26 protein-coding genes are annotated in these 23,464 nt (G+C 42.9%); 7 read left to right on the plus strand and 19 right to left on the minus strand.

What is annotated here, in order from left to right:
• The 13 genes from L4C34_RS18835 to L4C34_RS18895 form a co-directional block, all read right to left on the minus strand.
• Positions 1–565, minus strand: a 565-nt coding sequence (locus L4C34_RS18835) for an imm11 family protein (protein ID WP_428790867.1), incomplete at its 3' end; no start/stop codon positions are given.
• Between the two features lie 62 nt (positions 566–627).
• Positions 628–1,251: an imm11 family protein gene (locus L4C34_RS18840; protein ID WP_428790868.1), complete on the minus strand. Its 624-nt coding sequence runs from the start codon at positions 1,249–1,251 to the stop codon at positions 628–630.
• 182 nt (positions 1,252–1,433) lie between these two features.
• Positions 1,434–2,051 (minus strand): imm11 family protein, encoded by a 618-nt coding sequence (locus L4C34_RS18845; RefSeq protein WP_428790869.1) that lies wholly within the window; start codon positions 2,049–2,051, stop codon positions 1,434–1,436.
• Positions 2,052–2,242: 191 nt separating this feature from the next.
• Complete coding sequence (locus tag L4C34_RS18850) at positions 2,243–2,860, minus strand: imm11 family protein (RefSeq protein ID WP_428790870.1); 618 nt, start codon at positions 2,858–2,860, stop codon at positions 2,243–2,245.
• Between the two features lie 402 nt (positions 2,861–3,262).
• Complete coding sequence (locus tag L4C34_RS18855; protein WP_428790871.1) at positions 3,263–3,886, minus strand: imm11 family protein; 624 nt, start codon at positions 3,884–3,886, stop codon at positions 3,263–3,265.
• A 403-nt stretch (positions 3,887–4,289) separates the two neighbouring features.
• The gene (locus L4C34_RS18860) at positions 4,290–4,895 is read right to left on the minus strand and encodes an imm11 family protein (protein WP_428790872.1); all 606 of its coding nucleotides are present in this window, start codon (positions 4,893–4,895) and stop codon (positions 4,290–4,292) included.
• A gap of 10 nt (positions 4,896–4,905) precedes the next feature.
• Positions 4,906–5,346 (minus strand): IS4/Tn5 family transposase DNA-binding protein, encoded by a 441-nt coding sequence (locus L4C34_RS18865; protein WP_428790873.1) that lies wholly within the window; start codon positions 5,344–5,346, stop codon positions 4,906–4,908.
• A 166-nt stretch (positions 5,347–5,512) separates the two neighbouring features.
• On the minus strand, positions 5,513–6,127 hold the full coding sequence (locus L4C34_RS18870; protein ID WP_428790874.1) for an imm11 family protein: 615 nt from the start codon (positions 6,125–6,127) through the stop codon (positions 5,513–5,515).
• A 78-nt stretch (positions 6,128–6,205) separates the two neighbouring features.
• Positions 6,206–6,817 (minus strand): imm11 family protein, encoded by a 612-nt coding sequence (locus L4C34_RS18875; protein WP_428790875.1) that lies wholly within the window; start codon positions 6,815–6,817, stop codon positions 6,206–6,208.
• On the minus strand, positions 6,814–7,554 hold the full coding sequence (locus tag L4C34_RS18880; RefSeq protein WP_428790876.1) for an AHH domain-containing protein: 741 nt from the start codon (positions 7,552–7,554) through the stop codon (positions 6,814–6,816). The genes L4C34_RS18875 and L4C34_RS18880 overlap by 4 nt, the downstream gene beginning before the upstream one ends.
• Before the next feature lie 3 nt (positions 7,555–7,557).
• Positions 7,558–10,386, minus strand: a complete 2,829-nt coding sequence (locus L4C34_RS18885) for a DUF4150 domain-containing protein (RefSeq protein WP_428790877.1) — start codon at positions 10,384–10,386, stop codon at positions 7,558–7,560.
• Positions 10,387–10,660: 274 nt separating this feature from the next.
• The gene (locus L4C34_RS18890; protein ID WP_428790878.1) at positions 10,661–11,626 is read right to left on the minus strand and encodes an electron transfer flavoprotein subunit alpha/FixB family protein; all 966 of its coding nucleotides are present in this window, start codon (positions 11,624–11,626) and stop codon (positions 10,661–10,663) included.
• A gap of 82 nt (positions 11,627–11,708) precedes the next feature.
• Positions 11,709–12,455, minus strand: coding sequence for an electron transfer flavoprotein subunit beta/FixA family protein (locus L4C34_RS18895; RefSeq protein WP_428790879.1), 747 nt, complete (start codon positions 12,453–12,455; stop codon positions 11,709–11,711).
• A 248-nt stretch (positions 12,456–12,703) separates the two neighbouring features.
• On the opposite strand from L4C34_RS18895, the gene L4C34_RS18900 reads away from it, so the two are divergent.
• Positions 12,704–14,365, plus strand: coding sequence for an electron transfer flavoprotein-ubiquinone oxidoreductase (locus L4C34_RS18900; protein WP_428790880.1), 1,662 nt, complete (start codon positions 12,704–12,706; stop codon positions 14,363–14,365).
• 139 nt (positions 14,366–14,504) lie between these two features.
• Here the strand turns inward: L4C34_RS18900 and yghU are convergent, their stop codons facing one another.
• The 3 genes from yghU to L4C34_RS18915 form a co-directional block, all read right to left on the minus strand.
• Complete coding sequence (yghU, locus tag L4C34_RS18905) at positions 14,505–15,368, minus strand: glutathione-dependent disulfide-bond oxidoreductase (RefSeq protein ID WP_428790881.1); 864 nt, start codon at positions 15,366–15,368, stop codon at positions 14,505–14,507.
• 121 nt (positions 15,369–15,489) lie between these two features.
• Positions 15,490–15,894, minus strand: a complete 405-nt coding sequence (locus L4C34_RS18910; protein WP_428790882.1) for a hypothetical protein — start codon at positions 15,892–15,894, stop codon at positions 15,490–15,492.
• A 27-nt stretch (positions 15,895–15,921) separates the two neighbouring features.
• Positions 15,922–16,335, minus strand: coding sequence for a hypothetical protein (locus L4C34_RS18915; RefSeq protein WP_428790883.1), 414 nt, complete (start codon positions 16,333–16,335; stop codon positions 15,922–15,924).
• Positions 16,336–16,557: 222 nt separating this feature from the next.
• Here L4C34_RS18915 and hmuQ point away from each other — a divergent pair, with 222 nt between their 5' ends.
• The 3 genes from hmuQ to L4C34_RS18930 all read left to right on the plus strand — a co-directional run bounded on the left by hmuQ (position 16,558) and on the right by L4C34_RS18930 (position 17,884).
• Positions 16,558–16,845, plus strand: coding sequence for a heme-degrading protein HmuQ (gene hmuQ, locus L4C34_RS18920; protein ID WP_428790884.1), 288 nt, complete (start codon positions 16,558–16,560; stop codon positions 16,843–16,845).
• Between the two features lie 41 nt (positions 16,846–16,886).
• A complete protein-coding gene (locus tag L4C34_RS18925) occupies positions 16,887–17,324 on the plus strand; it encodes a GNAT family N-acetyltransferase (protein ID WP_428790885.1) in 438 nt (145 codons plus the stop codon).
• A 164-nt stretch (positions 17,325–17,488) separates the two neighbouring features.
• Positions 17,489–17,884 (plus strand): hypothetical protein, encoded by a 396-nt coding sequence (locus L4C34_RS18930; RefSeq protein WP_428790886.1) that lies wholly within the window; start codon positions 17,489–17,491, stop codon positions 17,882–17,884.
• A 14-nt stretch (positions 17,885–17,898) separates the two neighbouring features.
• Here the strand turns inward: L4C34_RS18930 and L4C34_RS18935 are convergent, their stop codons facing one another.
• Together L4C34_RS18935 and L4C34_RS18940 are read right to left on the minus strand one after the other, a co-directional pair.
• The gene (locus L4C34_RS18935; RefSeq protein ID WP_428790887.1) at positions 17,899–18,309 is read right to left on the minus strand and encodes a hypothetical protein; all 411 of its coding nucleotides are present in this window, start codon (positions 18,307–18,309) and stop codon (positions 17,899–17,901) included.
• A 177-nt stretch (positions 18,310–18,486) separates the two neighbouring features.
• On the minus strand, positions 18,487–18,759 hold the full coding sequence (locus L4C34_RS18940; RefSeq protein ID WP_428790888.1) for a hypothetical protein: 273 nt from the start codon (positions 18,757–18,759) through the stop codon (positions 18,487–18,489).
• A gap of 352 nt (positions 18,760–19,111) precedes the next feature.
• On the opposite strand from L4C34_RS18940, the gene L4C34_RS18945 reads away from it, so the two are divergent.
• Positions 19,112–19,498 (plus strand): DUF6627 family protein, encoded by a 387-nt coding sequence (locus L4C34_RS18945; protein WP_428790889.1) that lies wholly within the window; start codon positions 19,112–19,114, stop codon positions 19,496–19,498.
• Positions 19,495–20,580, plus strand: a complete 1,086-nt coding sequence (locus tag L4C34_RS18950) for a PA2778 family cysteine peptidase (protein ID WP_428790890.1) — start codon at positions 19,495–19,497, stop codon at positions 20,578–20,580. The genes L4C34_RS18945 and L4C34_RS18950 overlap by 4 nt, the downstream gene beginning before the upstream one ends.
• Positions 20,581–20,612: 32 nt before the next feature.
• On the opposite strand, the gene L4C34_RS18955 is transcribed toward L4C34_RS18950, so the two are convergent.
• Complete coding sequence (locus tag L4C34_RS18955; protein ID WP_428790891.1) at positions 20,613–21,419, minus strand: sulfite exporter TauE/SafE family protein; 807 nt, start codon at positions 21,417–21,419, stop codon at positions 20,613–20,615.
• Positions 21,420–22,194: 775 nt separating this feature from the next.
• On the opposite strand from L4C34_RS18955, the gene L4C34_RS18960 reads away from it, so the two are divergent.
• Positions 22,195–23,454: a S53 family peptidase gene (locus tag L4C34_RS18960; RefSeq protein WP_428790892.1), complete on the plus strand. Its 1,260-nt coding sequence runs from the start codon at positions 22,195–22,197 to the stop codon at positions 23,452–23,454.
• Positions 23,455–23,464: the final 10 nt, after the last annotated feature.

Raw genomic sequence — 23,464 nt, forward strand, 5'->3', positions numbered from 1 at the left:
AAGTAAAGGCTTCAATATTAAATTGAACCAATTGGTCGACCAACTTTTGGTGAACCAGTAAAGGAGCTTCAACAACTTCGTCTAACATGACGATCAACCTCCTCTCTTCTTCTATGTTTTCTAGTACATCAGCTCTTAATTTGAATTTAATGACTTCCTGACCAATGATAGAATCTGGATCATAATCATCCACTTCACTATTCTCAAAATCGACACAATCTAATCGCTCATAGACATTGAAGTAATAAAAGTCTTCATACCATTTATCGTTTTCATCCACGATAATAGCTGGAAACAGCTGAAATCCATCAATGTTGTATTTAGCGATGACATCAGCGATCTCTTTTGAAACCACGGGATTTCCTGAATCCATCTGAACATTACTCAACTTAAATGGCATATCCTCTTTAAACACTTGACCAAAAAATATCGGCCCATCGCCGTAATCGAGTTGGTCCGTTTCGTAAAAACGGGCTCCTGCCCCTTTGATACCCACCAATTCCAAAAAATTCTCGCGAAACGGTGTGTCAATCAATAGGTAATATTCATCTTCAAATGTGTTCATACGCTTAATTTTCAATACCTTTGGCGTTTAGAGTAAGATCCAGCCCATGAAACATACATGAATTAAGCTTTATCCCGAAATTGGTATCCCATAACCCAGTCTGAGACTTTTACGAAATTGAGCGTATCTACATTGTGGTCTTTAAATACTTTAACCAAGCTTTCATGCACCATAACATGCCCTACATCGCTGTAGTCAGGCATAAAAACCAATCGTTCACTTTCCGGGATCAACGAAAGCTTCTCGCTACTAAGAAAGTATTTCTCTATATCGTGGCATGACTCATCTGGATCAAAGTCGTCAATCCTGCATTTGTCCAAGTCTAAGGCATCAAGTTGGTTAAATACATTAAACACCCAATAATCGTCGTGATAGCCACCTTTATCATCAACAATTATAGAAGGGTAAAACTGAAATGTTCGATTTTCCACCTCTCCTAATGATCTCTTAATTTCATCAGAAACAATTGGGTACGTGACATCAAGATGAGCCTTTTTAATCGGACGAGAAACCCCTCTAATCAGATCTTTATCCTTATAGGAATTCTCAAAGAACATTGGTTCCCCATACACTAGTTTAGTATATTCATAGTTCCTATAATCAGAACGATCATGAGTAACTAAATAGAGTGTATCATCAGAATGTTTTTCAAAAACAATGTAATATTTCTCATTATAATTACTCAATCATATACCCTTCATACGATTACACGCACTGGCTTTCGCGAACAGAGCCTATGTACGGTAGAGTGACTGAGAACATTAATCAGTTATCTCTAACTTGTTGGTTCCATCACCGGGCTCTTAACCAACAATCACCATTATCTTAAATGTTAGAGTTACTACGTTAAGGCCAAAAATAATTAGCTTCAATCAACAAACTGAAGCCCCATAACCCAATCAGATACTTTAACAAAATTAAGAGTGCCTACATGATGCCGATTGAAGACTTCCACAACACTTTCGTGAATCATAATATGACTTACATCGCTGAATTTTGGTTTAAAAACCAAGCGTTCTTCTTTAGGGATATTTATCATTTTTTCGTCACTTAAATAATATCTATCGACTGCATGTACATCGTCAGCAGGATCAAAGTCATCAATTTCACACTTTTGTATATTAAGAACATCCAACTTTTTAAAAACATTAAACACCCAATAGTTATCATGATACTCCCCGTGATCATCAACAATAATGGATGGGTAAAACTGGAAATTATCATTTTCCACATCCCCCAATGAAACTTTAACTTCATCGAGAACAACAGGGTAGGTGCTGTCAAGGTGAGCTTTTCTTATCGGTCTAGAGATCCCCTGCTTTAGATCTTTTTCTTTGTATCCATTTTCGAAAAACATAGGTTCACCATACGCAAGTTTGGTGTATTCGTAGTTTCTATAATCGGAGCGATCATGAGTTGACAGGTATAGTGTATTATTATCATAATTTTCAAAAACAAGATAATATTGCTCGTTATATTTACTCAATTATATACCCTTCGTACATTCTTAATCTTACACGTAACTGATTATCAAAATCAGAGCCTATACTGGATAGAGTGACTGAGAACATTAATCAGTTATCTCTAATTCGTTGGTTCCATCACTGGACTCTTAACCAACAACCATCATTATCTTAAATGTTAGCGTTACTACGCTATGGCCACAAATAATTATATTTAATCAACAAACTGAGAACCCATCTCCCAATCTGATACCTTAATGAACTGTAGTGTATCTACATTATGACCTTTAATTTTCCGAACCAAAGATTCATGAATCATAACGTGACCAACATCGCTATACTCCGGCATAAACACCAATCTTCCCTCTAGCGGAATTAAAGATACCTTCTCATTGCTTAAATAATATTTCTGAATTTTTTGAACATCTCGATCAGAGCGATAATTACGAATATGACATTTATCGATGTCTAATACATCTAATTGTTCAAAGATATTAAATAGCCAATAATCGTCGTGATAGTCACCTTTATCATCAACAATTATAGAAGGGTAAAACTGAAATGTTCGATTTTCCACCTCTCCTAATGATCTCTTAATTTCATCTGAGATGATTGGATATGTGACATCAAGGTGAGCATTTTTAATCGGACGAGAAACCCCTCTAATCAGATCTTTATCCTTATAACCATTTTCAAAGAACATTGGTTCCTCATACACAAGTTTAGTATATTCATAGTTCCTATAATCAGAACGATCATGAGTAACTAAATAGAGTGTATCATCAGAATATTTTTCAAAAACAATGTAATATTGGTCGTTATATTGATTCATCTTCCTACCTTAGGAATCCAATTCGTACTTACTTTCTTATTTCCACTTTTATTCGAACTGTGATAGATCCTATCTATTCCAGCTCCTTCACTATATGATAGTGAAGACTTTGAGTCTGACAACGACCGTGATGATCAGGAAAAATAACCATAATCAATTAAATAAATCCAACATTTAACTTTCGATAGCTTAAGCCGTCTCTTTCGAAACGACTGGCTATCCAGCATCCATCTGAACATGATTAAACTTAAATAACATTTCTTCTGTGAAGAAATTATCAAGGTAAATTGATTCTTCTTCAAGAATTAACATAACTCTCTCTATAATACTACTAAGACAAAAGTTTAGGGAATAGTAAAGGTGGTAGTCGACAATGCTCAATATCCTCGATACGATTTAACATTAGGATGATTGCTGGTTTATGAATTCCATACCTTGTCTATATTCACTTAGCTTGTAAAGAACAAATGCATCAATATTGAACTTCATAAATATATTAACTATTTTTTCATGCACAATTACTGAACGACTAAATACGTTATCAAGTTTAATTATAAGTCTAGACTCTTCATTAATATTATTTAGTACATCATTATTAAGGTGATATTTGACCACATCATGACCTAACATTTCATTAGGATCATACCCCAAAACTTCACTTTTAAAAAAGTCAACGCAGTCAACCTTCTTATATAGATTAAAGTAATAGAAATCTTCGTGCCATTGACCATCATCGCTAATAATAATAGAAGGAAATAACTGAAAACCTTCAATGTTATACCTTTCAATTTCTTTAGCTATATCCTTTGACACGACAGGAATACCACCATCCATTTGAACATTGCTAAGGTAGAATGGCATATTACCTTTCAATGCGTTCTCGAAAAATAGTGGTCCATCACCATAATCCAACTTCTTGAATGTATAATGGCGGGAACCTGCACCTTTTATACCTTTAAGCTCTAGAAAACTCTCTCGGTTCGGCTTATCTAATAAAATATAATATTGTTCTTCTAAACTTTTCATAATCGCCTCTGTAACTTCCAACTTGGTGAGAAATTAATCTCACAACTCATTTTCGCCGGGCGGCCATGCGGTTTTTTAAGAGCGAGCGATACAAGGTACGCTTAGTTTCTCACCAATCGTGCTGCTGTAAGTAGCTAAGCGGGTTACCCTTTCCCCGAGCCCGCATATACGCTAGAAAATAATCCCAGTGTTTCATGCTTAGGTAAGCGAATCAGCACCAGCAAGATCTCACCATCGGCCACGACACTTGGCAGCGTAAACGCGGCCAGTTGTTGGTTGAAAGCCGTACTTTTGGTGCCTGTCCTTTCTTATTATGAACATGTAGAAAATTCCCTTATCAGATACGGCTTTAATATAGACTAAAGAAAACCAGAATAATTTAAAAATGTAACAACTCTAAAACTTAAAGAAAAAATTCATTGCCGCTTTCATATTCTGACAATTTGTACCATGAAAAACCATCCACTCGGTTTTTATCCAGAATATCAACAATCCTTTGATGAATAAATATTTCTCCTTCAGATGTGCAAGATGGACGGATAATCAACCTTTTCTCTTCATCTATATTAGATAGCAACTTATTATTAAGCACATAAGAATCCACAACATGAAACTCGTTCATAGGCTCATAGTCTTCCACATCACTTGCCTTGAAATCGATGCAGTCCAAATCTTTGTAGATATTGAAGAAAAAGAAATCTTCATGCAACTCTCCGTCATCCCCTACAATAACAGCCGGAAAAAGCTGAAACCCGTCAATGGAAAATATTCTTAAGGATTCGTAAATACTACGACAGACCACTGGAAGATTCCCTTCCAAATGAGCACTTCCTAATAAAAATGGTACCTCTCCTTTAAAGTCATTTTCCAAGAAGATTGGACCATCACCAAAATCTAGCTTATCATCGACATGATCACGAAAACCCATATTACTTGCAGGCTTTAAGTTCAATACACTCTCATCATTATTCAAACGAACGATATAGTATTCTTCTTCATAATTTCTCATATTCTGATCTTCAACTCCCATTTTTTTGGAAAATCAATCCCAAAGTCCTAGACGTATGACTATCAAGTAACATGACGGAGTGAACCCACCAACCTCGTGATTTATCCGTCAGTTTGCCCAGTTTTCCTAGCTCTGGAGCCACACTATGTTTATAGCTCAATGAGGTGGTATCTTCGAGAGCCAGTATTTCTGGGATATCGACGACCACTTGAGCGGTGTGCTCAAAACCTGCTGCTCTAATCACAGAGGGGCAGACCTTATCGTTACGAATCAACCTGTAAGCTCCTTCTAGTTTGGCCTCATCCCCGAGGCAAGTTCGTGCAAGGGATTGTCCACTTCCCGTCGCCATCTGCGCAGCAACACGTGTTAACCTTTCAGCTCTACGTTTATCGCCTAAATTAGCGCGTTTAAAATGATCAGCAGCCCATTGATCAGGATTAAAAATTGACATAAAAAAAACAGTGTGATGAGTGGGTTTGTAAGGTCAGATCACTAATATAATGAAAAGTTCCGCCCTACATATATTTGTGTAGAAGAGTCAGGTTCTAAGCAGATCTCCCTAAATGGGGTATCAATCAATAGCCAGTATTTATCGTCAAAAACTATTCATATTATCGCTAGCTATATTCATCACCAAACGAATAGCTTGTGAGAGGAAAAAATTGGACACTCTCTACATTCATACTTCGGAAAATATCCACTATTTTTTTGTGAACAATCATTGGAGACCCCATCACACCTTTTGGGACTATCACCAGTCGTTCTTTTTCTGGAATCTTGTCTAGTTTCTCGCTTTGTAGTTTAAACTTATTCAACCGATAAAGAAGGATAGTGTCAGGATTCAATACTTCACTTAATTTCAAGTCAATAACGTCCATTTTCTCAATCACATTAAAGAAATAATACCCATCTCTATAGGTTCCATCCGTCATTGAAATTATAGAAGGAAGTAGGCGAAAGTTATCTGTTTCATATTCAGATAACTTTTCATACAATCGCTGAGATACAATTGGAAACGAACCATCCATGTGCCCATCTTTATAACAAGCTTCCTCTTCGCCTTTATCCATATAGCTATAAAAACTAGCATCAAAAATTAATGGCCCATCCCCATATCCCACTTCACTATCGGTATACAAACGCTCTGAAATTTGGCCTGTGGCATCTAGGTAAACAGTTTTCTCGTTATACACATTCCGAACGATATAATATTCATCTTCAACATTTCTCATTAGTACACAACAATAAATTTTTATTTATATATTTAATTAATTAATTAAGACAGATAATGGCTGATGCAGGGCTGTTTGCTAGCCTTTATACTGCATTCCTAGTTCATACTCACTGAGCTTGTAGAAGGTAAATGCCTCAATATTAAACTGGGCTAATTGGTCGACCAGTTTCTCGTGTACCAACAACTTAGGACCGAAAACCTGATCCAGCATGATGATCAACCTTCGTTCTTCTTTTATGTCTTCCAACACATCAGCTCTCAATTTGTATTTAATAACCTCCTGACCAATTAGGGAATCAGGATCATAATCTTCAACTTCACTGTTTTTGAAATCTACGCAATCAAGTCGTTTATAGCTATTGAAATAGTAGAAGTCTTCGTGCCACTCACCATCGTCGCCCACGATGATAGAAGGAAACAATTGGAAACCTTCAATGTTGTACTGGCCTATAACCTCGGCAATCTCTTTAGATACAATAGGAGCGCCACCGTCCATTTGGACATTACTCAGTTTAAACGGCATATCTTCTTTAAATGCTTGGCCAAAAAATACAGGCCCATCACCGTAATCAAGTTGGTCGGTTTCATAAAAACGGGCTCCTGCACCTTTGATACCAACCAGTTCTAAGAAACTCTCGCGAAACGGTGTATCAATCAATAAGTAATATTCGTTTTCAAATGTGCTCATAATGTTCTCTTTAGTTCCCACTTGTGGCTAAAGTCCACCACGCTGTCGCGCAGTTCGTTTGGCCCATTCTTTCTAAAATTGCTTTCTCCAGCATGGTCACCGTCACAACATTGGGTAGCAATCAATGCTTGAGGAATGCTCGATACCCCTCGGCACCCTTTATAGGGAGTATCTTCGGGATTGAAGTTATTGAAGATCGATGTAAGGGGTATACGGAACTTTACAATACCCTTTAGTAACTTTTGGCTTATGTTGTCCATAACTTGAGTATGAATGGCGCGCTTACTTGGTTCTACCTCGCTCGTACCGTAGCATTTACGGATACTTGCAGCTGCCTCTTTTATTCGTGCTCTCACTTCTTTGTGGTAATCAAAGTCCTTATTTTTTCCGTACTGGTCTTCGCTGAATATATGTTTTGTACGGTGGAGCTGAGTCCTTAGATGACATGCACCTTCAAGCGTTGCGGGTATCCCAACAAGGTTGCCTAAACCGTTAATATTGTAGCCTTTTTCTTTCAAAGCAGTTTTGATATCATCACTCAAATCTTTCATAGCATTCACCGAAATCAAATGGTGCGTATCCATATCAATGCCATGATGAAAGGGGTGACGCCCTTCTGTTTCGTTCCATTTTTTGACGCGGGCTTTCCACTGTGTTCGGTACTTGTAATCCCTTTTTAGAATACCATGTACAGAAACCTTTGACGCTTCGTCTTGAACGACACTGACTATGCTCATTTGTTATTTCGCCTCCAATTCACCACGGTATAGCTTCGGCGTCTTGTGCTTTGAACTATGACAGAACCTACACTTACCGTGGCGTTTCTTACTTTCTATTTCTTGTGACAAGGTGGTATCTGGGTGGCCTTCAATTTTTCGCTCAGGGCGTTTGATCAGCTTATTGGCCAGCTCTTCTAAATCGCCCAATATACGGCCCAGTTCTTTTAGGCCATCGCAAAAGGCATGGTAAGCCTTTTCGGCTCCCTCGATGGTTTTCACTTTGCGTGCTTTTTGCGCCAGTTTGGCCATGAGTAGGGCAAATCTTGCTTCCGCCGCAGCACCTAAAGTGAAGAATCCGATGATCACCTCTAAAATCACTTCTAGCAGTATGTAAATACCCAACTTTCCGCCGTAATAGGTGTAGAAGTTTGGCGGAATGGCATCGAGTATCATCATCACGTAGGCACTGTAGGTGAGCGCTGCGGAAGGGTCACGCATCAGCGCCATTGCTTTGGGCAACGCTTGGCTCTGCTTAATTTCTTTTGCCCTATCTGGCGCGATTTCCATTAGTGCTGTATCAATGAAATGTTGAATAGCAGGCGCATTATTGGCTGCGATCTCACTCGGTAGCGCCAAAATATCTTTGTGGTATTTCCCTATTAGACGCGCACGGTCAACGGCGTTATCCACCTCATGATAAAACTCGGTGAGTTTTTGTTTGAGTCGTTCGCCATTGTCATGCAAGTTTTTCCCAACCCGCTCCTCCGCGTCACTGGCCGCTTTGCCGAACAAATCCACGGCTTGGACGAGAGACAAATCGCTAGGGGCGGTGTTCGTGTTAGCTAGATACCAACTTCGGCCCGCTTTTACTTGCTTGTCGACACTCTTTTCGACTGAGTCCATGAAGTCTTTGGCATATATAGCTCCTGCATCAAAGGTCGAGGTGCCGACTTCCCAAATCGAATCCCCTAGTGACGACCAAAACTTAGGCGTGAACATATCCATAAAGTCGTTACCCCAGTCGACAATGCCATCTTCAACCCCATCAGCTAAACAGCTCAAACCACGATCTTTCCATTCTTTCAAGAACGGGTCCATCGCTTCTGAAACTTGCACGTAAACGCTGTCTAGGCGCGCTTCAATCATATTACGGCTACTTTGAATTTGTTTCTCAAGACCCGCTTCACTATTGAACTCCACCGTCACTGTATCCGTATTCGGGGGCAAATCCGTTACGGCCACCACGCCGCCTTGCACTTTTTCGGTTTCTTCGGCGTGCTCTTTAGTGATGGACACTGAGCTTCGATCAGGTAACGCTTGCAGAGCCAGTTTATCGGCATGGACACTGCCGTTGGCTTTGACCGTCAAATTCGACGCGTAAACAGGGGTTTTCCAAGGATCGTCATAGTGCAGTCGCACCTTGAGCCATTTTTGCTCACTGAGATCAATCGTTTGGGCCGTATTAACCACCGCCCGAATACTGCCACCCGAGGCCGGATATTGACTGTCTGGCGAACCCGTAACCGAAACATTGGCCTTATCCGCAAACAAGGTGTTGGCTTTGTCTTGCAGAACATTAAAGACGCTCGTCAGCGTATCCAATAATGCTTGGGTGTAGTTATCGATGGCCTTGGCGTGGACGTCGATAATGTCTTTCGACAGATAGGTGTATTGCTTATTGTTCGCTTGGCGACTCATTTCCGCTAGGCGGCCATGCAGTTTTTTTAGCAAACCTTCGAGCGAACGATACAAGGTACGCTTGGTTTCTCCCCAATCGTATTGCTGTAAGTAACTCAGCGGGTTGCCTTTGCCCCGAGCACGCATATATGCCAGTAAATGATCGAGTGTTTCATGCTGAGGTAAGCGAAGCAGCACCGACAAGATCTCACCATCGGCCACGACATGTGGCAGCGTAAACGCAGCCAGTTGTTGATTATGCGCATCAGTGGGATCGGCGAGCGCGGTGATCAGTAGTTCGTTCAACACATCAAAGTTGAACAGAGGGTGGCGCATAGGGAAGTGACTGCTAACATCCAACGCCACAATATCGGCGAAATGGCGGTCTGAGCTTAGATGTTTGCCCATTACACCCCATAATTCACGAGGGCGCGCGATACGATTCGAGCCCCAAAAGAGCTGCTGACCATGCGAAGCGTGTTGGAAAAAATCAGGGTCGCTGAGTGTGGGCTGATAACGGGCATTGTCTCTGCGCACTTCTGCGACCACAAAATCGTCGGCGCTTTCTTTCACTTTGAGTTGCACTCGGCCACTGTCTAAATCGGTTACTGTTGCTAAACCCAAGTCATCCAACGTGCCCGAGCCTAATTTGGCTCCCGATGCATCCACTAATTCAAAAGGCGCGTCAGCTAGGCCATGGCCATCGGGGTAGTACACATCAAGGCGCAAGTCATAGGTATCGGCCGGCTCCTCATCAACATGAACGGTTGGGTTTTGCACTCCGCCTAAACACAGGGTGTTGCCATGGTTCATCTTCATCTGATCGGTTTTCCGGCACACGCCTTTACCTTCGATCTTCACCGTTGGCGACCAAGTGATAAACTCGGCTTCTGCTTCAACCGTGCCCGATGATATCCCTTTCTTGTCGCCATCAGCATCCCCAGTGCTTTTAGAGAATGTGCAGCCTTGAATAGCAATGCTATGGCCACCGTCTATTGTCACCGTGGTAGAGCCTCCTGCAAGATCGGAGGATTTCGCATTGTTGCTATAGGGGATCGGCACCACCGCAGGGCCGATACTTGTTAGGCAGACATCTGGCAACGTTGAGTTGGCTTCTCCACCCGAACCTTGGTGAACGACACTCAATCCATCGGCATTGACAGTTACAGTCATGAAAACTTGGCCTAAGTTGCAAAAATAAGGCGCAATATATCAGAGTTTTAAGGTGCTATATCACTAAAATCATAGGCATAATGACGTTTTTCATAGTCATTTCGTCGGCAGGTAAAAAACTCGTCTAAATAAACAGATTGAGGTGGGGATCTGTTTTTAATGTGGCTGGTTTTTCATCAAGCTCCCGCAGGGCGGCTCGCCTTGCGGGAGAAATATGTTTAGCTGAAATGTGTTTGGCTAAAATGTACTTTGCTGAAATGTGTATGAGAGAAAGCTAGTCTAACGCGTTCACCAGTTCTGGCATGATTTCAAACAAATCGCCGACAAGGCCATAATCGGCAATTTGGAAGATTGGCGCTTCCGGATCGCTGTTGATGGCAACGATCACTTTGGAATCTTTCATCCCTGCTAGATGTTGAATTGCACCAGAAATACCAACGGCAATATACAGATCTGGGGCAACAATTTTTCCTGTCTGGCCAACTTGCAAGTCATTGGAAACAAAACCCGCGTCCACCGCGGCTCTTGATGCGCCAATCGCGCCGCCCAGTTTATCTGCAAGCGATTCGACTAAAACAAAGTTCTCTTTACTGCCAACGCCTCGCCCACCTGACACCACCACTTTGGCAGCAGGCAGCTCTGGCCGTGTGCTTTCCGTTTTTTGCTGCGAAACAAAACGAGATTTATCCGATCGAATGACTGCGTCTACCGCTGTGACGGTCACATCTCGGCTACTGCCGCACTCCGCGGCATCGAATGCTGAACTGCGCACCGTGATAACTTTGATGGGATCTAGCGATTGCACTTTGGCAAGCGCGTTGCCAGCGTAGATAGGTCGAATAATGGTATCGGAAGACTCAACCGCAACAATATCTGCCAACTGGCCCACATCGAGCAAGGCGGCGACACGCGGCATCAGATTTTTGCCAAAAGTAGTTGCTGGGGCAAGTAAGTGGCTATACGTTTTACCGAGACCTGCCAGTAGTTCGGAAACATTTTCAGCCAACTGATGCTGATACTCCTCCCTATCCGCGACCAATACTTCGTTGATGCCAGCAACGCCAGTAAGTTGTTCAACCACAGCGCCACATTGATAGCCCGCCACCAGCACATGTATTGGCGCGCCAACTTCATGAGTGGCAACCTCGCTTGCCGCTTTTATGGTGCGTAGGGTATCTAACGACAATTTATTATTATCGTGTTCTGCAATGACTAATATCGCTGGTTTGTTCTTGTTCATTGTTTACTCCGCTCCACTTTTTACTCTGCTCCACTTAATGATGGAGAAATGAAAGTGATTAATTTAGCTGTTTAAGATGCCATTAAATGACTTTGGCTTCGTCTTTCAACTTGCCAACTAATTCAGCAACGCTGCTTACCATCACGCCCGCTTTTCGCGCTGGCGGTGTCATCACTTCCAATATATGTTGGGTCGAGGCTAAATTGACTGATAACGATTCAGGCGTGATCACTTCCATCGGTTTACGTTTCGCCTTCATGATATTCGGAAGCGACGCATAACGCGGTTCGTTCAAACGCAGATCTGTGCTGACGATGGCTGGTAATGCTAGCTCTAACGTCTCTAGGCCGCCATCGATTTCACGGGTCACTAATACCGAATCTCCTTCCACCACCAATTTCGACGCGAACGTGCCTTGCGGATACTGAGTCAGCGCTGAGAGCATTTGCGCTACTTGATTGTGATCGGTATCAATCGATTGTTTGCCAAGCATAACTATCCCTGGTTGTTCTTTGGCGACCAAAGATTTCAGAAGTTTGGCAACACCCAGTGGCTCTGGAGCTGAAGTATCAACATGAATCGCGCGATCGGCGCCTAATGCCAATGCAGCGCGGAGTTGCTCTTGGCAGCTTTTGTCTCCCGCAGAAACCACCACCACTTCCTCAGCGTGACCAGCCTCTTTCAATCGTACCGCTTCTTCCACCGCGATTTCACAAAACGGGTTCATGGTCATTTTCACGTTGTTGGTTTCTACCCCTGAACCATCACTTTTAACTCTTACTTTTACGTAAGGGTCAACCACACGTTTTATCGCTACCAATACTTTCACAATCTGTCCTTCCTTTTGGTCATCGTTGCTGGGATATCTATAAACAAAACAAATAAAAGCGCTACTTATATGACATTTTCTAATTATCTATTGCCGCCGGTTACCTCACTTAGCACTTATCCAGCACTTAAAGCGGCAACCATGTCACTTTTTGAGCTTAGCGAAGTTTACGTTTACGTCAACTGGATTATATTTAAACATAGATTTAACAAACGTAAGAGAAGTTTTACATGACAACGAGAGAGTGCATGGAATTTGATGTAGTGATTGTCGGTGCTGGGCCTGCGGGTTTGGCTGCCGCTTGCCAACTCGCGCAATTAAACCAACAGCAACCGAAAAACGAGCTCTCGATATGCGTAGTAGAAAAAGGCTCTGAAGTCGGCGCACACATTTTATCAGGGGCATTGTTTGAAACCACCGCGCTTGATGAGCTATTCCCAGACTGGCGTGAAAAAGACGCGCCCATTCACACATCAGTAAAGCACGATGAATTTATTTACTGTGTCGGCGAACATAACCATATTAGGGTGCCGCATCTGTTCACCCCTGCGCCAATGCACAACTCACCCCAAACTCATATCATTAGCCTTGCCAACTTATGTCGCTGGTTAGCCGAGCAAGCCGAATCGCTTGGCGTAGAAATTTTCCCTGGCTTTGCGGCTGCAAGCATCAACTATGACAGCGAAGGCGCGGTCACAGGGATTAATACCTCAGATATGGGCTTAGACAAATCAGGGGAACAAAAAGCGAGTTTTGAGCCCGGTATTGAACTCAAAGCCAAATACACCATTTTCGCAGAAGGCGCTCGCGGCCATCTAGGCAAAGAACTGATTAAGCACTACCAACTCGATCAAGACAGGCAACCTCAGCACTATGCGCTCGGGTTGAAAGAGATTTGGCAAATGCCTGAAGATAGTGATCACAACGCTGGACAAGTTATTCATGCCGCTGGTTGGCCATTAACCGAGTCTAACAGCAGCGGAGGAAGCTTTCTTTATCACTGCGATAATCATCAAATTACGGTAGGGTTAATTGTCGACTTGAACTACCACAACCCATACCTAAGCCCATTTGATGAGTTTCAGCGCCTTAAACACCACCCCGCGTTTGCTAAACACCTAAAAGGTGGCCAAAGGATCGCCTATGGTGCACGAGCGATTGCAAAAGGCGGCTTATCTTCATTGCCCAAGCAGCAATTTCCCGGTGGACTGCTCATTGGTTGCGATGCAGGCACCTTGAATTCCGCCAAAATCAAAGGCAGCCACACGGCAATGAAATCAGGCTTATTGGCCGCTGAAGCCGTTTTCCAACAATTGAATGCCGAAACGAGAAACACCAGCAACAGAGAGCCCGATTACCAAAGTCTGTTTAAAGCCTCTTGGTTATATAAAGAACTTGATAGCGCGCGTAACTTCAGCTCAGGCATTCATAAATATGGCAACCTCATTGGCGGGGGATTAGCGACTCTGGAACACAATGTTTGGGCACCCTTGATTAAGCGCCGTGTACCATGGACATTATCAGACGCCACACCCGACCATTACTATCTGGACGAAACCAGTCAATGCCAGCCAATAACTTATCCTAAACCTGATGGCGTTCTGAGCTTCGACAAGCCATCCTCAGTATATTTGTCCGGTACACAGCATGAAGAGAATCAACCCTGCCATTTATTGCTTACTGACAGCAGTATTCCTGTGAACAATCACCTGCCCCGCTTTGATGAACCTAGCCAACGCTATTGCCCTGCTGGCGTCTATGAAATCGTTCAGGTTGATAACCAAGAGCAACTGCAAATCAACGCGGCCAATTGCTTGCATTGCAAAACCTGCGACATCAAAGATCCATCGCAAAACATCACTTGGCTGCCCCCCGAAGGAGGCGGCGGACCAAGCTATCAAAATATGTAGACAATAAAAAATGCGCCAGTGTGACAGTGTCACCTTGGCGCATTTAAACGGCGCGGTTATCTGGTTAACCGTAACTGAGCCATAACTGAACCATGGCTAAACCATACGCGAAATTCTATCCCGCAATCGGCTTACATGCTTATTCAGCTGGCTTCTTTGCCAGCACCGCATCGATATCTGCAGCTGAATGGCGTTCAGCTAACTGCTCCCACTCTTCTCCGATGGGGCGATTAACAATTCGGCCACGTTGCACTGCACTACGGGCCAAAATGGCATTTGCCCAGCGAAGCACATGCGGGTAACTTTCCACATCTAAGAACTCAGCCGCGTCGTAGGCACGACCCAATACCAAGTTGCCATACCAAGGCCAAGTGGCCATATCCGCGATGGTGTATTCATCGCCCGCGATAAATTCATTGTCTGCTAATTGCTTATCCAACACATCCAGTTGGCGCTTCACTTCCATAGCAAAGCGATTAATTGGGTATTCCTGTTTCACGTCTGCATAAGAATAGAAATGACCAAAACCACCACCTAAATAAGGGGCTGAGCCTTGTAACCAAAACAACCAGTTCATGGTTTCAGTGCGAGTTTTTACCTCTGTTGGCAAAAAGTGACCAAATTTTTCAGCCAAATACACCAGTATTGAGGCTGATTCAAACACCCGTACTGGCTCACCGTCAGAATAATCCACTAAAGCTGGGATCTTTGAATTAGGATTGATTTCAACAAACCCAGAAGAGAATTGATCGCCTTCACCGATATGAATCATATAAGCGTCGTATTCGGCTTCTTTGACCCCTAATGCCAATAGCTCTTCAAACATGATGGTGACTTTCTGCCCATTCGGTGTGCCCATGGAATGTAGCTGAAATGGGTGTGTACCTTTCGGCAGCGTTTTTTCGTGTCTCGCGCCGGAGTCTGGTCGGTTAGTGCTCGACCATTGCGAGCCTTCCTCATCCTTCATCGTCCAAACTTTTGGTGGTATGTATTCGTTTGTCATCGCCTTTCCTTTTGATTCTGTTACGTCGCAATAACAGATATTAGGCCGAATCCCAAAATTAAAAGCTCACCACGATTTTATTTATTACAATATATGCTTATCATACCTAATGAGTTGGTACTCATGCCAATTTTAGATACTTTTCGCAAGCCGCAATGGCGGCTTGTTCTGACTCGTGAAATTCGGTCTTCAACAATGAAGGCGCTCGGTCTTTTTGCCGCTCCATTAAATGGTGCGCGATGATGGTATCTGTCATTATCGCCTGAAAAATAAGGCCATTATCTAAAAATATGCCCAAAACTCGGTCAAAGTCATCCCAAGCATCTGGTGCGCACAGTTCCCACTCCAAAAGATCAACAATCATACACCATGGTTTGTCACTAATCGGTTTGATAAGCTCAAGCAATGAAGCGCAAAAATGGTTGACGGTTTCTTGGTTCCACGAGCCTATCCCTTTAATAAACAGGACCTTTCCTTCTACTCTAATTTTATAATTGCCATGCTGACTTTTAGGGTACTCCATCATTTGTCCTCTATGCCTTTTCCACTCTTTTTATTTCTCACTTTTCATCAACTTTAGCTGCCGTTCACATGCCATAAATGCCCCTTCCATTGAATCGACAAATTCGACTAAGATTGGTGATTTAGTGCGACTTTTTTGGTTCTCTAACAAATACTGTTGAATCGATAAACCTGCGATAAGCGCCTGATAAATCAGCTTGTGACCCAAAAATATTTTTAACGTCTCATCAAATTTACACCATGCCTCAGGTGAGCATAATCCCCATTCACGCATATCAATAATCATACACCAAGGCTTGGCATATAAAGGCCGAGATGCTTCCATCAACTCTGTACAAAATTCATCGACCGTTTCCTGGTTCCAAGCTCCAAAGCTTTTCACCGTCACAATCTGACCTTGAGTCTCGATAGTAAAATTACCATGATGACTTTTTGGGACTTCCATTGCAGCCAGCCTCCTCTTTCTCTCTATTAAATTGTAGACAAGGAAACAGAATATGAGAGCCATATCGACCCTTCAGTCATTACGGCTCAAACGCCCAAAACTCATTCTCTATCAAGAAGCAATCCATGATCACAAACACACGGTTCATTACTGCGCACGCCATACAAGCTTCGGTATGATGGTGATCAAAACACTAAATCAGAGGTCCTTATGTATATCGCAATGAACCGTTTCAAAATTCGCCTTGGCTGTGAAGACGAATTCGTCGAACTATGGAAAAATCGAGACAGCTACCTAGATACGGTCGAAGGTTTCAAAGAATTCAACCTACTCAAAGGTGCAAGTACTGAGGAATATACCCTGTTTGCTTCCCACTCAACTTGGGCATCCCGTGAAGCATTTGAAAACTGGACAAAGTCGGAGGCATTTCGTAAAGCGCATGCCAACGCTCGCAGCAGCAAAGAAATTTACCTAACGTCTCCAAACTTTGAAGGCTTTGAAGCCTGCTAAGTGACATCAAGTAAAGTAAACGACGAACGACCGTATCGTATATGGATATACAGCTAGTCACTTCAGTTGATGCCTTATATGCTGAGAAATTAACGCGCACAAACATGGCTCCCTACTTCTCCAAACACAGCGTTGTTTGGGATCCAGAACGCTATATTGTAACTTGGCATGAGTTAGAGAACTTTGACGTGCGAGTTAACGGGAAAATCGCTGGCGTGGTTCGCATCAACCACGTCGAATCGACCACCTACTTACGCGACCTGCAACTTGAAACCACGTATCAAGGCCTCGGCATTGGTCAACAGTGTTTACGATGGGTGTTGGAGCAAGCTCAAAACCATCAATCGACTCAGCTGCTCTTAAAGGTCTATGAGGACAACCCTGCGAAAAAGCTCTATCAATCATTTGGCTTTAAGCCAACATCAACAACGACAACGGGCTTAACCGAAATGTCGCTTGAACTGACATTGCACATATAGATTCTATTGGGAAATTTCTTGATTTTTAGCCCTGTTAAAGCCTGCCGTTGAGCCCTTTCATGCCAATCAAAGATACTCCCTTCACTTTAATCAGTTCTATACTTTTTAATAACTCAAAGGTGGCTTACTTAGAAGCCGTGAAAGCAAATTAACGAGGAAGCCACATGACAACATTGAAGGCGCATGGACAATGGAGCATGAAATTTAAGGGGAGAGTTTTGTATTCTACTATGGTTGGTGCTACAAACGGAGAAGCAAATTCGGCTTGGGCTGAAGAAATGAAAAGGCAGTTAGCGAATACACCCGAAGGAGATACGACTCATTGGGCTGTTTTAGTTGACGGCAGGCATTGGGACATGGCTTCACTGGATTCTTGGGATAGCGCCAATGAAACAATCACATGGATGACGGAGCACAATTGCCTGTTATTTGCGGTAGTCTTTGCAAGAAAGATACAACAGTTTGCTATAGAACAAGGGTTAAATGAGGGTAACATCATGCAGCCATTTTTCGATTACGAAGAAGCACGTCAGGCTTGTCTAAATACAATCAAAGATTAAAAATAAAACCCGAACTAGCCGATTGGAATAGACAGTTTTTTTGCTTCTTTTGTGCAGAAACTAAAGGCTTCATCATAATCGTCAAACTCAAAAGTATTTAATTCACCAGGCCGATAGCGTTTTTTTTTCGCAACGCCCTCTTGCACTTTAGAATTATACACAATCGCCTCTACTTGGTAATTTTGCGTAATCCAGAATTCTCGCTGTTCATTAAATTCTGTCCAGCACTCAGGAGGGCTTAATTCCCACTTTCTAATATCAAGGATCCCACCCCAAGGTTGAGAATCGAAGCTCTCGATAATTCGCTTCATATCATCTCCAAACATCAATGCGCATTCCATATTCCACGCACCATAACCCGTAGTAATGATAAACCGTCCTTTCACTTCTAGGTTGTAAAGTCCATGAACATTTTTGTTTTGCATAAGTGTTTCCGTTGTATGCTGTCGCTTCCATTCAGTATAGACAATGATCATTCCTCCCAACCAAAATAGCGAAAGATAGTCAACTAGCGACTAGCCATTGAAAGTTTCATATAAAGCATGACACTAACTTATACATCACTCTTTGTGTAAGGCATGTGGGAGCCGGTGGCCCTGAGTTCAACTTTGTACTACGGCACTCTTTTCTAACTTGATGTTCATTTTCCCTAGTTTTTGGCCATCGTCTGTTTTAAGCACCCACATACTGCCCGTGGTTGGCGGTACAATGAAGACCCCAACTGGCCCACCTAGAACAACAGGTAAACCTAGTCGCCAATAGCTGACTTTATGACCAATTTTTATTGTTTGCGTCTGATATCCCGGTTCACTAATCGTCATAGTGTAATCCGCGCCTTTCCAATACCCATCCCCACGCTTTAATTTATATTCCATCTGACCGTGAGATTCCTTTAACAGGTGATTATGACTATCGAACAATTTTATGTCGGCATCATTGGGTTTAGTGGAGAGATTCATATCGCTGGTACAGGCTGTGATAACTAAAGTCGTAGTAATAATTGCAAGTTGGGCGAATCGTCTCATGGTCTCGAACTGAAGTTAAGGTAGTAATGCGAGCATTGAAACACTAGACACGTGAAAATTTCGTCAAACGAGTTCTGAGGAAACTGACGTTGCCGTGTGAGCTTTCTTTCCTATACTTACCTAGATCTCAGCAATAAACGACACAATTTTGGTTTGGCTCCAAGATCTGTAAACCTTTCAAGGTAAGCGCAAGGAGACAATAATGAGAAAGCCGAACAGAGCCCTAACCGCACTCATCACCACATTCATGGCGATGATGCCAATTTCCTTTGCGCAATCTGCCATGATCACGACCCCTCAGGCACTGCAAGCGGAGCAAACCCAGATTGATCGCGCTTACCTACTCTCCGCTCTTAAAAACAAACAATTACAGCAACAGTTAGTTCATTATGGTCTTGATGCCGACTTAGCCGCCGAAAGGATTCGTCACATGAGTGACGTCGAAATTGCCATGCTCAACAAAAAGATTGATGAATTACCGGCTGGAGAAGGAATTGTCGGCACGCTATTGATCATCTTTATTGTCTTCGTGATTACCGACGCCTTAGGCGCGACGGACGTTTTCCCATTTGTTAGGCCAATTACTTGATAGCGGCTCGCTTTGATTATATTCGAGGAACCTTCTACGTATTGATCTTGACGCTAACAGCGGGTTGTAGTCATCAAACACCCCACTACAACACCCTTCACGGCGACACCCCACTCCCCAACAAAGTTGAGTTGATTAGCACGCCCTTTTTTCCACAAGACCGCTATCAATGTGGTCCAGCGGCACTGGCAACCATACTCACCCAATCTGACGTAATTACTTCTCCAAATGATCTAAAACCTTATGTCTACCTGCCTAAGAGGCAAGGAACATTAGCCATTGATTTAATCGCCACCACCCGACGATATCAGCGGGTTCCTTACTTATTAGAAGGTAAACTCAGCGCAATTTTCACTGAAATCGCCAATGGGACATCTGTCTTAGTAATGCAAAATCTCGGGTTCAGTTGGTTCCCACAATGGCACTTTGCTGTCGTTGTTGGTTATGACTTAGACGCCAAAACCGTGATGCTTAGATCGGGAGAAATAAAGCGCCATGTTATCCCAATCTCAACCTTCCAAGCCACATGGTCTAGGGCTCGCTATTGGGCGATGGTCGCCGCTAAACCAAATCAAATCCCGATAACCGCCAATCCATTTTCGTATACCAAAGCCGTCCATGATCTTAGCAAAACTCACCCAGATGTTGCACTTCTCGCCTATCGAACGGCGCTTATAAAATGGCCGCAAGAGCCTTTGCTATGGCTGGCACTAGCCAATACCCTATATCAGAAAAATGAGCTAAAACAATCTGAGCAAGCCTTGGTGAGCGGGCTAACTCACATTAAGGATCTAGCTCAATTGAGTACTCGCGACATCCCACAAGTGAGTGGCCGGCCCCAAACTGCCACATACGCGCAGCTTTGGAACAACTACGCTTTTGTATTAAAGGCGCAAGGCTGCACCCTAGAATCAATTAAAGCTATTCAATGTGCCGCTCTTATAGCACCGCATAACCAAGATATTCAGAGTAGTGTTTTAGAGTTAACCACACCGACGAGCAAACAAGCACTTTCTAAACATTGCCAACTGCAACCTTGCCCCGTCAACCGAGAACAAGGGATGTCCTCTTCTGGCGGCTGATTTTAATTTGTCACCCGTTCCTGATGCACCCGTTAGGCAGAAAAAAACAGTTTCAATGCGACAACCAAAATCATCAAGGAGACGGCAATTTTCAATTTTGCCACAGGCAGTTTATGGCTTAGCTTAACCCCTAATGGAGCGCTCAATAACGCCGCAGACGCCATCGCCAACACTGCGGGCCAATCCATATAGCCAATTAGATATGGGTTTTGTGCGCCAACGCCGCGATAAGCACCCAACACCACATAAATCAAACAAGTCACCGTAAGAAACAACAAAGACGACGCCATCGCAGTGCCAATCGCCTTCTTCATACCTAAGTAGTGGTTGTAAAAAGGCAATAAAACAAGATTTGCGATGCCCACCATGCCAGTAAACACCCCTAATCCCCATGCCGCTCCGTGAAGGTAATTGGGTAGAGGCCGACGCTTATCAGCTTCCTCAGAACGGCAGGTTTCCAATAGCATTTTCACCGCGATTAGAATAATCAAAGATGCCAATACCTTACGGCTTATCTCTACGGGCAAATAAGCATTGAGCGCGACACCACTGAAGATCCCAACAATGCCCATTGGCGCCAGTTTACGCACCAAAGACCAATGAATCGTTTTATAGCGCAGATGACTCACCACTGCGGAAACAGACGTCAGGGCCAACGTCGCAGACACCGTTGCAATAGAAACACTGGCCACCAAATCAGGAGAGATCCCCATTAAAGGCAACAAATACAGCAATATCGGCAGAGCAAGCAATCCAGTCCCAATTCCCATTAGCCCAAACTGAAACCCACCAACCAAGCCAATCGCTAAAAAGCTCAACATCAGGTTTAAAAAACTCATAGATACTCCTCCACACATCACGAGAATGAAAATGGGTTTCTCGTAATAATAAACAAAAGGCGGCTATCATGATCTGAATCAAAGCAAAATGCGAGTAATAAAACTCACTTCTCGTAATTGATCGACCACTAGCGTAATTCCTCTAGTTGTGTAGCTATCACGTAACGGCAGAGTTTGCTTGGTTTCAATAACGGATTGATTTCAATAACGCATTAGTTTCAATAAATATTGCTTTCAAGAACAAATTGCTTTCAAGAACGAATTGATTTAAATAACGAATGCATTCAGTGAATAATAATTTTGATAAGGAATACTTTCCACAATAACGTTTGACCACTTTTTTAGAGCAATCGTGAAGCAATGGAAACGAAGCTTACCCCCAAACTCACTCTGTCGATTGGAAAAATTAGGCTGTAATTTCATCAACAAGTGCGACTCTTGTTGCATATAAGATAGTCTGTTTAGTTTTTGAAAGACGTTGTTGTAATTATGTGTTCTATTTATCTAGATTTCAGTACTTAATTAAGAATACGTTATAGATGGAAATAGAATAACACCACCATCTATAGGTAAATAATGGCGATGTTAACTTTTCATTAGCTAGCCAAATCAGTGCTTCGGCCTTTATTTATCTATTAATTAAGCCATATGTAGAATCCTCGAATTTAGGTTGAACGAATAAAAATTCCTTTATTTCGATATATGATTCAAATATCTGCGATCAAATTGAATATTTATTAGATACGAACAAATAATTTACTCAGGAGTATATTAAATGAAAAGGTCACCGATTAATGTCAGCATTAGTATTGCGTTAACTGTTACATGCTTTAATACATTTGCTGCAGACCACACAACATCACAATCTAAATCACAATCGGATCAACAATCTATTTTCGCTTACGGTACATACAAAGAAGTCAATGGCTTACGTGTATTTAGCCCTAGCACAAATGAAACGCCTGTTTCGCCACAGGCACTGACAGCCAGCAGCTCTCCTGCGGAACAAATGGCACATACCAACACTTTATATGTGGCTCCTTTAGCAGGTGCCAATACAGCATCCCCACAAGGTGTGAGCCCGAGTAAACTACATGCTGTTTATCAAATCACACCAAGTGGCGCGGGGAAGACAATCGCCATCGTTGACGCTTATCATGACGTCAACGCGGCAGCGAAATTAAGTCATTATTCGCAAACATTTGATCTTCCTGAAGCGGATTTTTCTGTAGTTTATGCATCAGGCACCAAGCCTCAAGCAAACGCTGGATGGGCTGGTGAGGCTGATCTGGATGTGCAAATGGCGCACGCTATGGCTCCAGCGGCCAAAGTCGTTTTGGTCGAAGCGGCAACAGCCAGTTTTAACGATATGTTTGATGCGGTCAATGTGGCAACCCAAATCGTAGAAAGCAATGGTGGCGGGGTTGTTTCTATGAGTTGGAGTGGTCAAGATTCACGTAGCGACAGCTCAAAGGACAGCTACTTTGATAATCCAACTGTATATGTCGCATCTACGGGTGACGATGGAGGTCAATCAGGCTACCCAGCAACGTCGCCAAACGTTATTGCAGCAGGAGGTACCAAGATACTTTCTGATGGTAGCCAAGTTGCGTGGAGCTATGATACTTATTCTAATTGGGGCGGTAATGGCGGAGCCAGTTCTTATGAATATGAACCACAGTACCAAATTAATAACGCCAAAGTTCATAGCATGCTCAATGGCATGAGAGGCACACCAGATTTATCTGCCGATGCTGACCCTGCAAGTGGCGTGTCAGTATACACCAGCAGCGGATGGCAGGTTGTTGGTGGTACAAGTGCTGCTGCGCCAATCCTAGCCGCTATCATTGCTAACGCCGACGTCTCTTCTAACCTAACGTCTTACCAAATGTTAGAGAAAATCTACAGTGCCCCTGCTTCTAGTTGGTATGATGTCACTTCAGGATCGAACAAGTTACATGAATATGCACAACCAGGTTACGATTTAGTGACGGGTCTGGGCGCGCCATTAGGTGTTTCTGGGTTTGAGGGATAAAACATCCAAA

Source organism: Vibrio profundum, from assembly GCF_050337555.1.
Classification (GTDB): domain Bacteria; phylum Pseudomonadota; class Gammaproteobacteria; order Enterobacterales; family Vibrionaceae; genus Vibrio; species Vibrio profundum.

Excerpts from the sequence above, each read along its gene's own strand:
- L4C34_RS18860 (WP_428790872.1), bottom strand. The coding sequence starts at position 4,895 with ATGAGAAATTATGAAGAAGAATACTATATCGTTCGTTTGAATAATGAT.
- L4C34_RS18910 (WP_428790882.1), bottom strand. The coding sequence starts at position 15,894 with ATGATGGAGTACCCTAAAAGTCAGCATGGCAATTATAAAATTAGAGTA.
- L4C34_RS18870 (WP_428790874.1), bottom strand. The coding sequence starts at position 6,127 with ATGAGAAATGTTGAAGATGAATATTATATCGTTCGGAATGTGTATAAC.
- L4C34_RS18915 (WP_428790883.1), bottom strand. The coding sequence starts at position 16,335 with ATGGAAGTCCCAAAAAGTCATCATGGTAATTTTACTATCGAGACTCAA.
- yghU (WP_428790881.1), bottom strand. The coding sequence starts at position 15,368 with ATGACAAACGAATACATACCACCAAAAGTTTGGACGATGAAGGATGAG.
- L4C34_RS18940 (WP_428790888.1), bottom strand. The coding sequence starts at position 18,759 with ATGGAATATAAATTAAAGCGTGGGGATGGGTATTGGAAAGGCGCGGAT.
- L4C34_RS18875 (WP_428790875.1), bottom strand. The coding sequence starts at position 6,817 with ATGAGCACATTTGAAAACGAATATTACTTATTGATTGATACACCGTTT.
- L4C34_RS18885 (WP_428790877.1), bottom strand. The coding sequence starts at position 10,386 with ATGACTGTAACTGTCAATGCCGATGGATTGAGTGTCGTTCACCAAGGT.
- L4C34_RS18855 (WP_428790871.1), bottom strand. The coding sequence starts at position 3,886 with ATGAAAAGTTTAGAAGAACAATATTATATTTTATTAGATAAGCCGAAC.
- L4C34_RS18890 (WP_428790878.1), bottom strand. The coding sequence starts at position 11,626 with ATGAACAAGAACAAACCAGCGATATTAGTCATTGCAGAACACGATAAT.
- L4C34_RS18880 (WP_428790876.1), bottom strand. The coding sequence starts at position 7,554 with ATGAGCATAGTCAGTGTCGTTCAAGACGAAGCGTCAAAGGTTTCTGTA.
- L4C34_RS18960 (WP_428790892.1), top strand. The coding sequence starts at position 22,195 with ATGAAAAGGTCACCGATTAATGTCAGCATTAGTATTGCGTTAACTGTT.
- L4C34_RS18945 (WP_428790889.1), top strand. The coding sequence starts at position 19,112 with ATGAGAAAGCCGAACAGAGCCCTAACCGCACTCATCACCACATTCATG.
- hmuQ (WP_428790884.1), top strand. The coding sequence starts at position 16,558 with ATGAACCGTTTCAAAATTCGCCTTGGCTGTGAAGACGAATTCGTCGAA.
- L4C34_RS18955 (WP_428790891.1), bottom strand. The coding sequence starts at position 21,419 with ATGAGTTTTTTAAACCTGATGTTGAGCTTTTTAGCGATTGGCTTGGTT.
- L4C34_RS18935 (WP_428790887.1), bottom strand. The coding sequence starts at position 18,309 with ATGCAAAACAAAAATGTTCATGGACTTTACAACCTAGAAGTGAAAGGA.
- L4C34_RS18850 (WP_428790870.1), bottom strand. The coding sequence starts at position 2,860 with ATGAATCAATATAACGACCAATATTACATTGTTTTTGAAAAATATTCT.
- L4C34_RS18900 (WP_428790880.1), top strand. The coding sequence starts at position 12,704 with ATGGAATTTGATGTAGTGATTGTCGGTGCTGGGCCTGCGGGTTTGGCT.
- L4C34_RS18925 (WP_428790885.1), top strand. The coding sequence starts at position 16,887 with ATGGATATACAGCTAGTCACTTCAGTTGATGCCTTATATGCTGAGAAA.
- L4C34_RS18865 (WP_428790873.1), bottom strand. The coding sequence starts at position 5,346 with ATGTCAATTTTTAATCCTGATCAATGGGCTGCTGATCATTTTAAACGC.
- L4C34_RS18930 (WP_428790886.1), top strand. The coding sequence starts at position 17,489 with ATGACAACATTGAAGGCGCATGGACAATGGAGCATGAAATTTAAGGGG.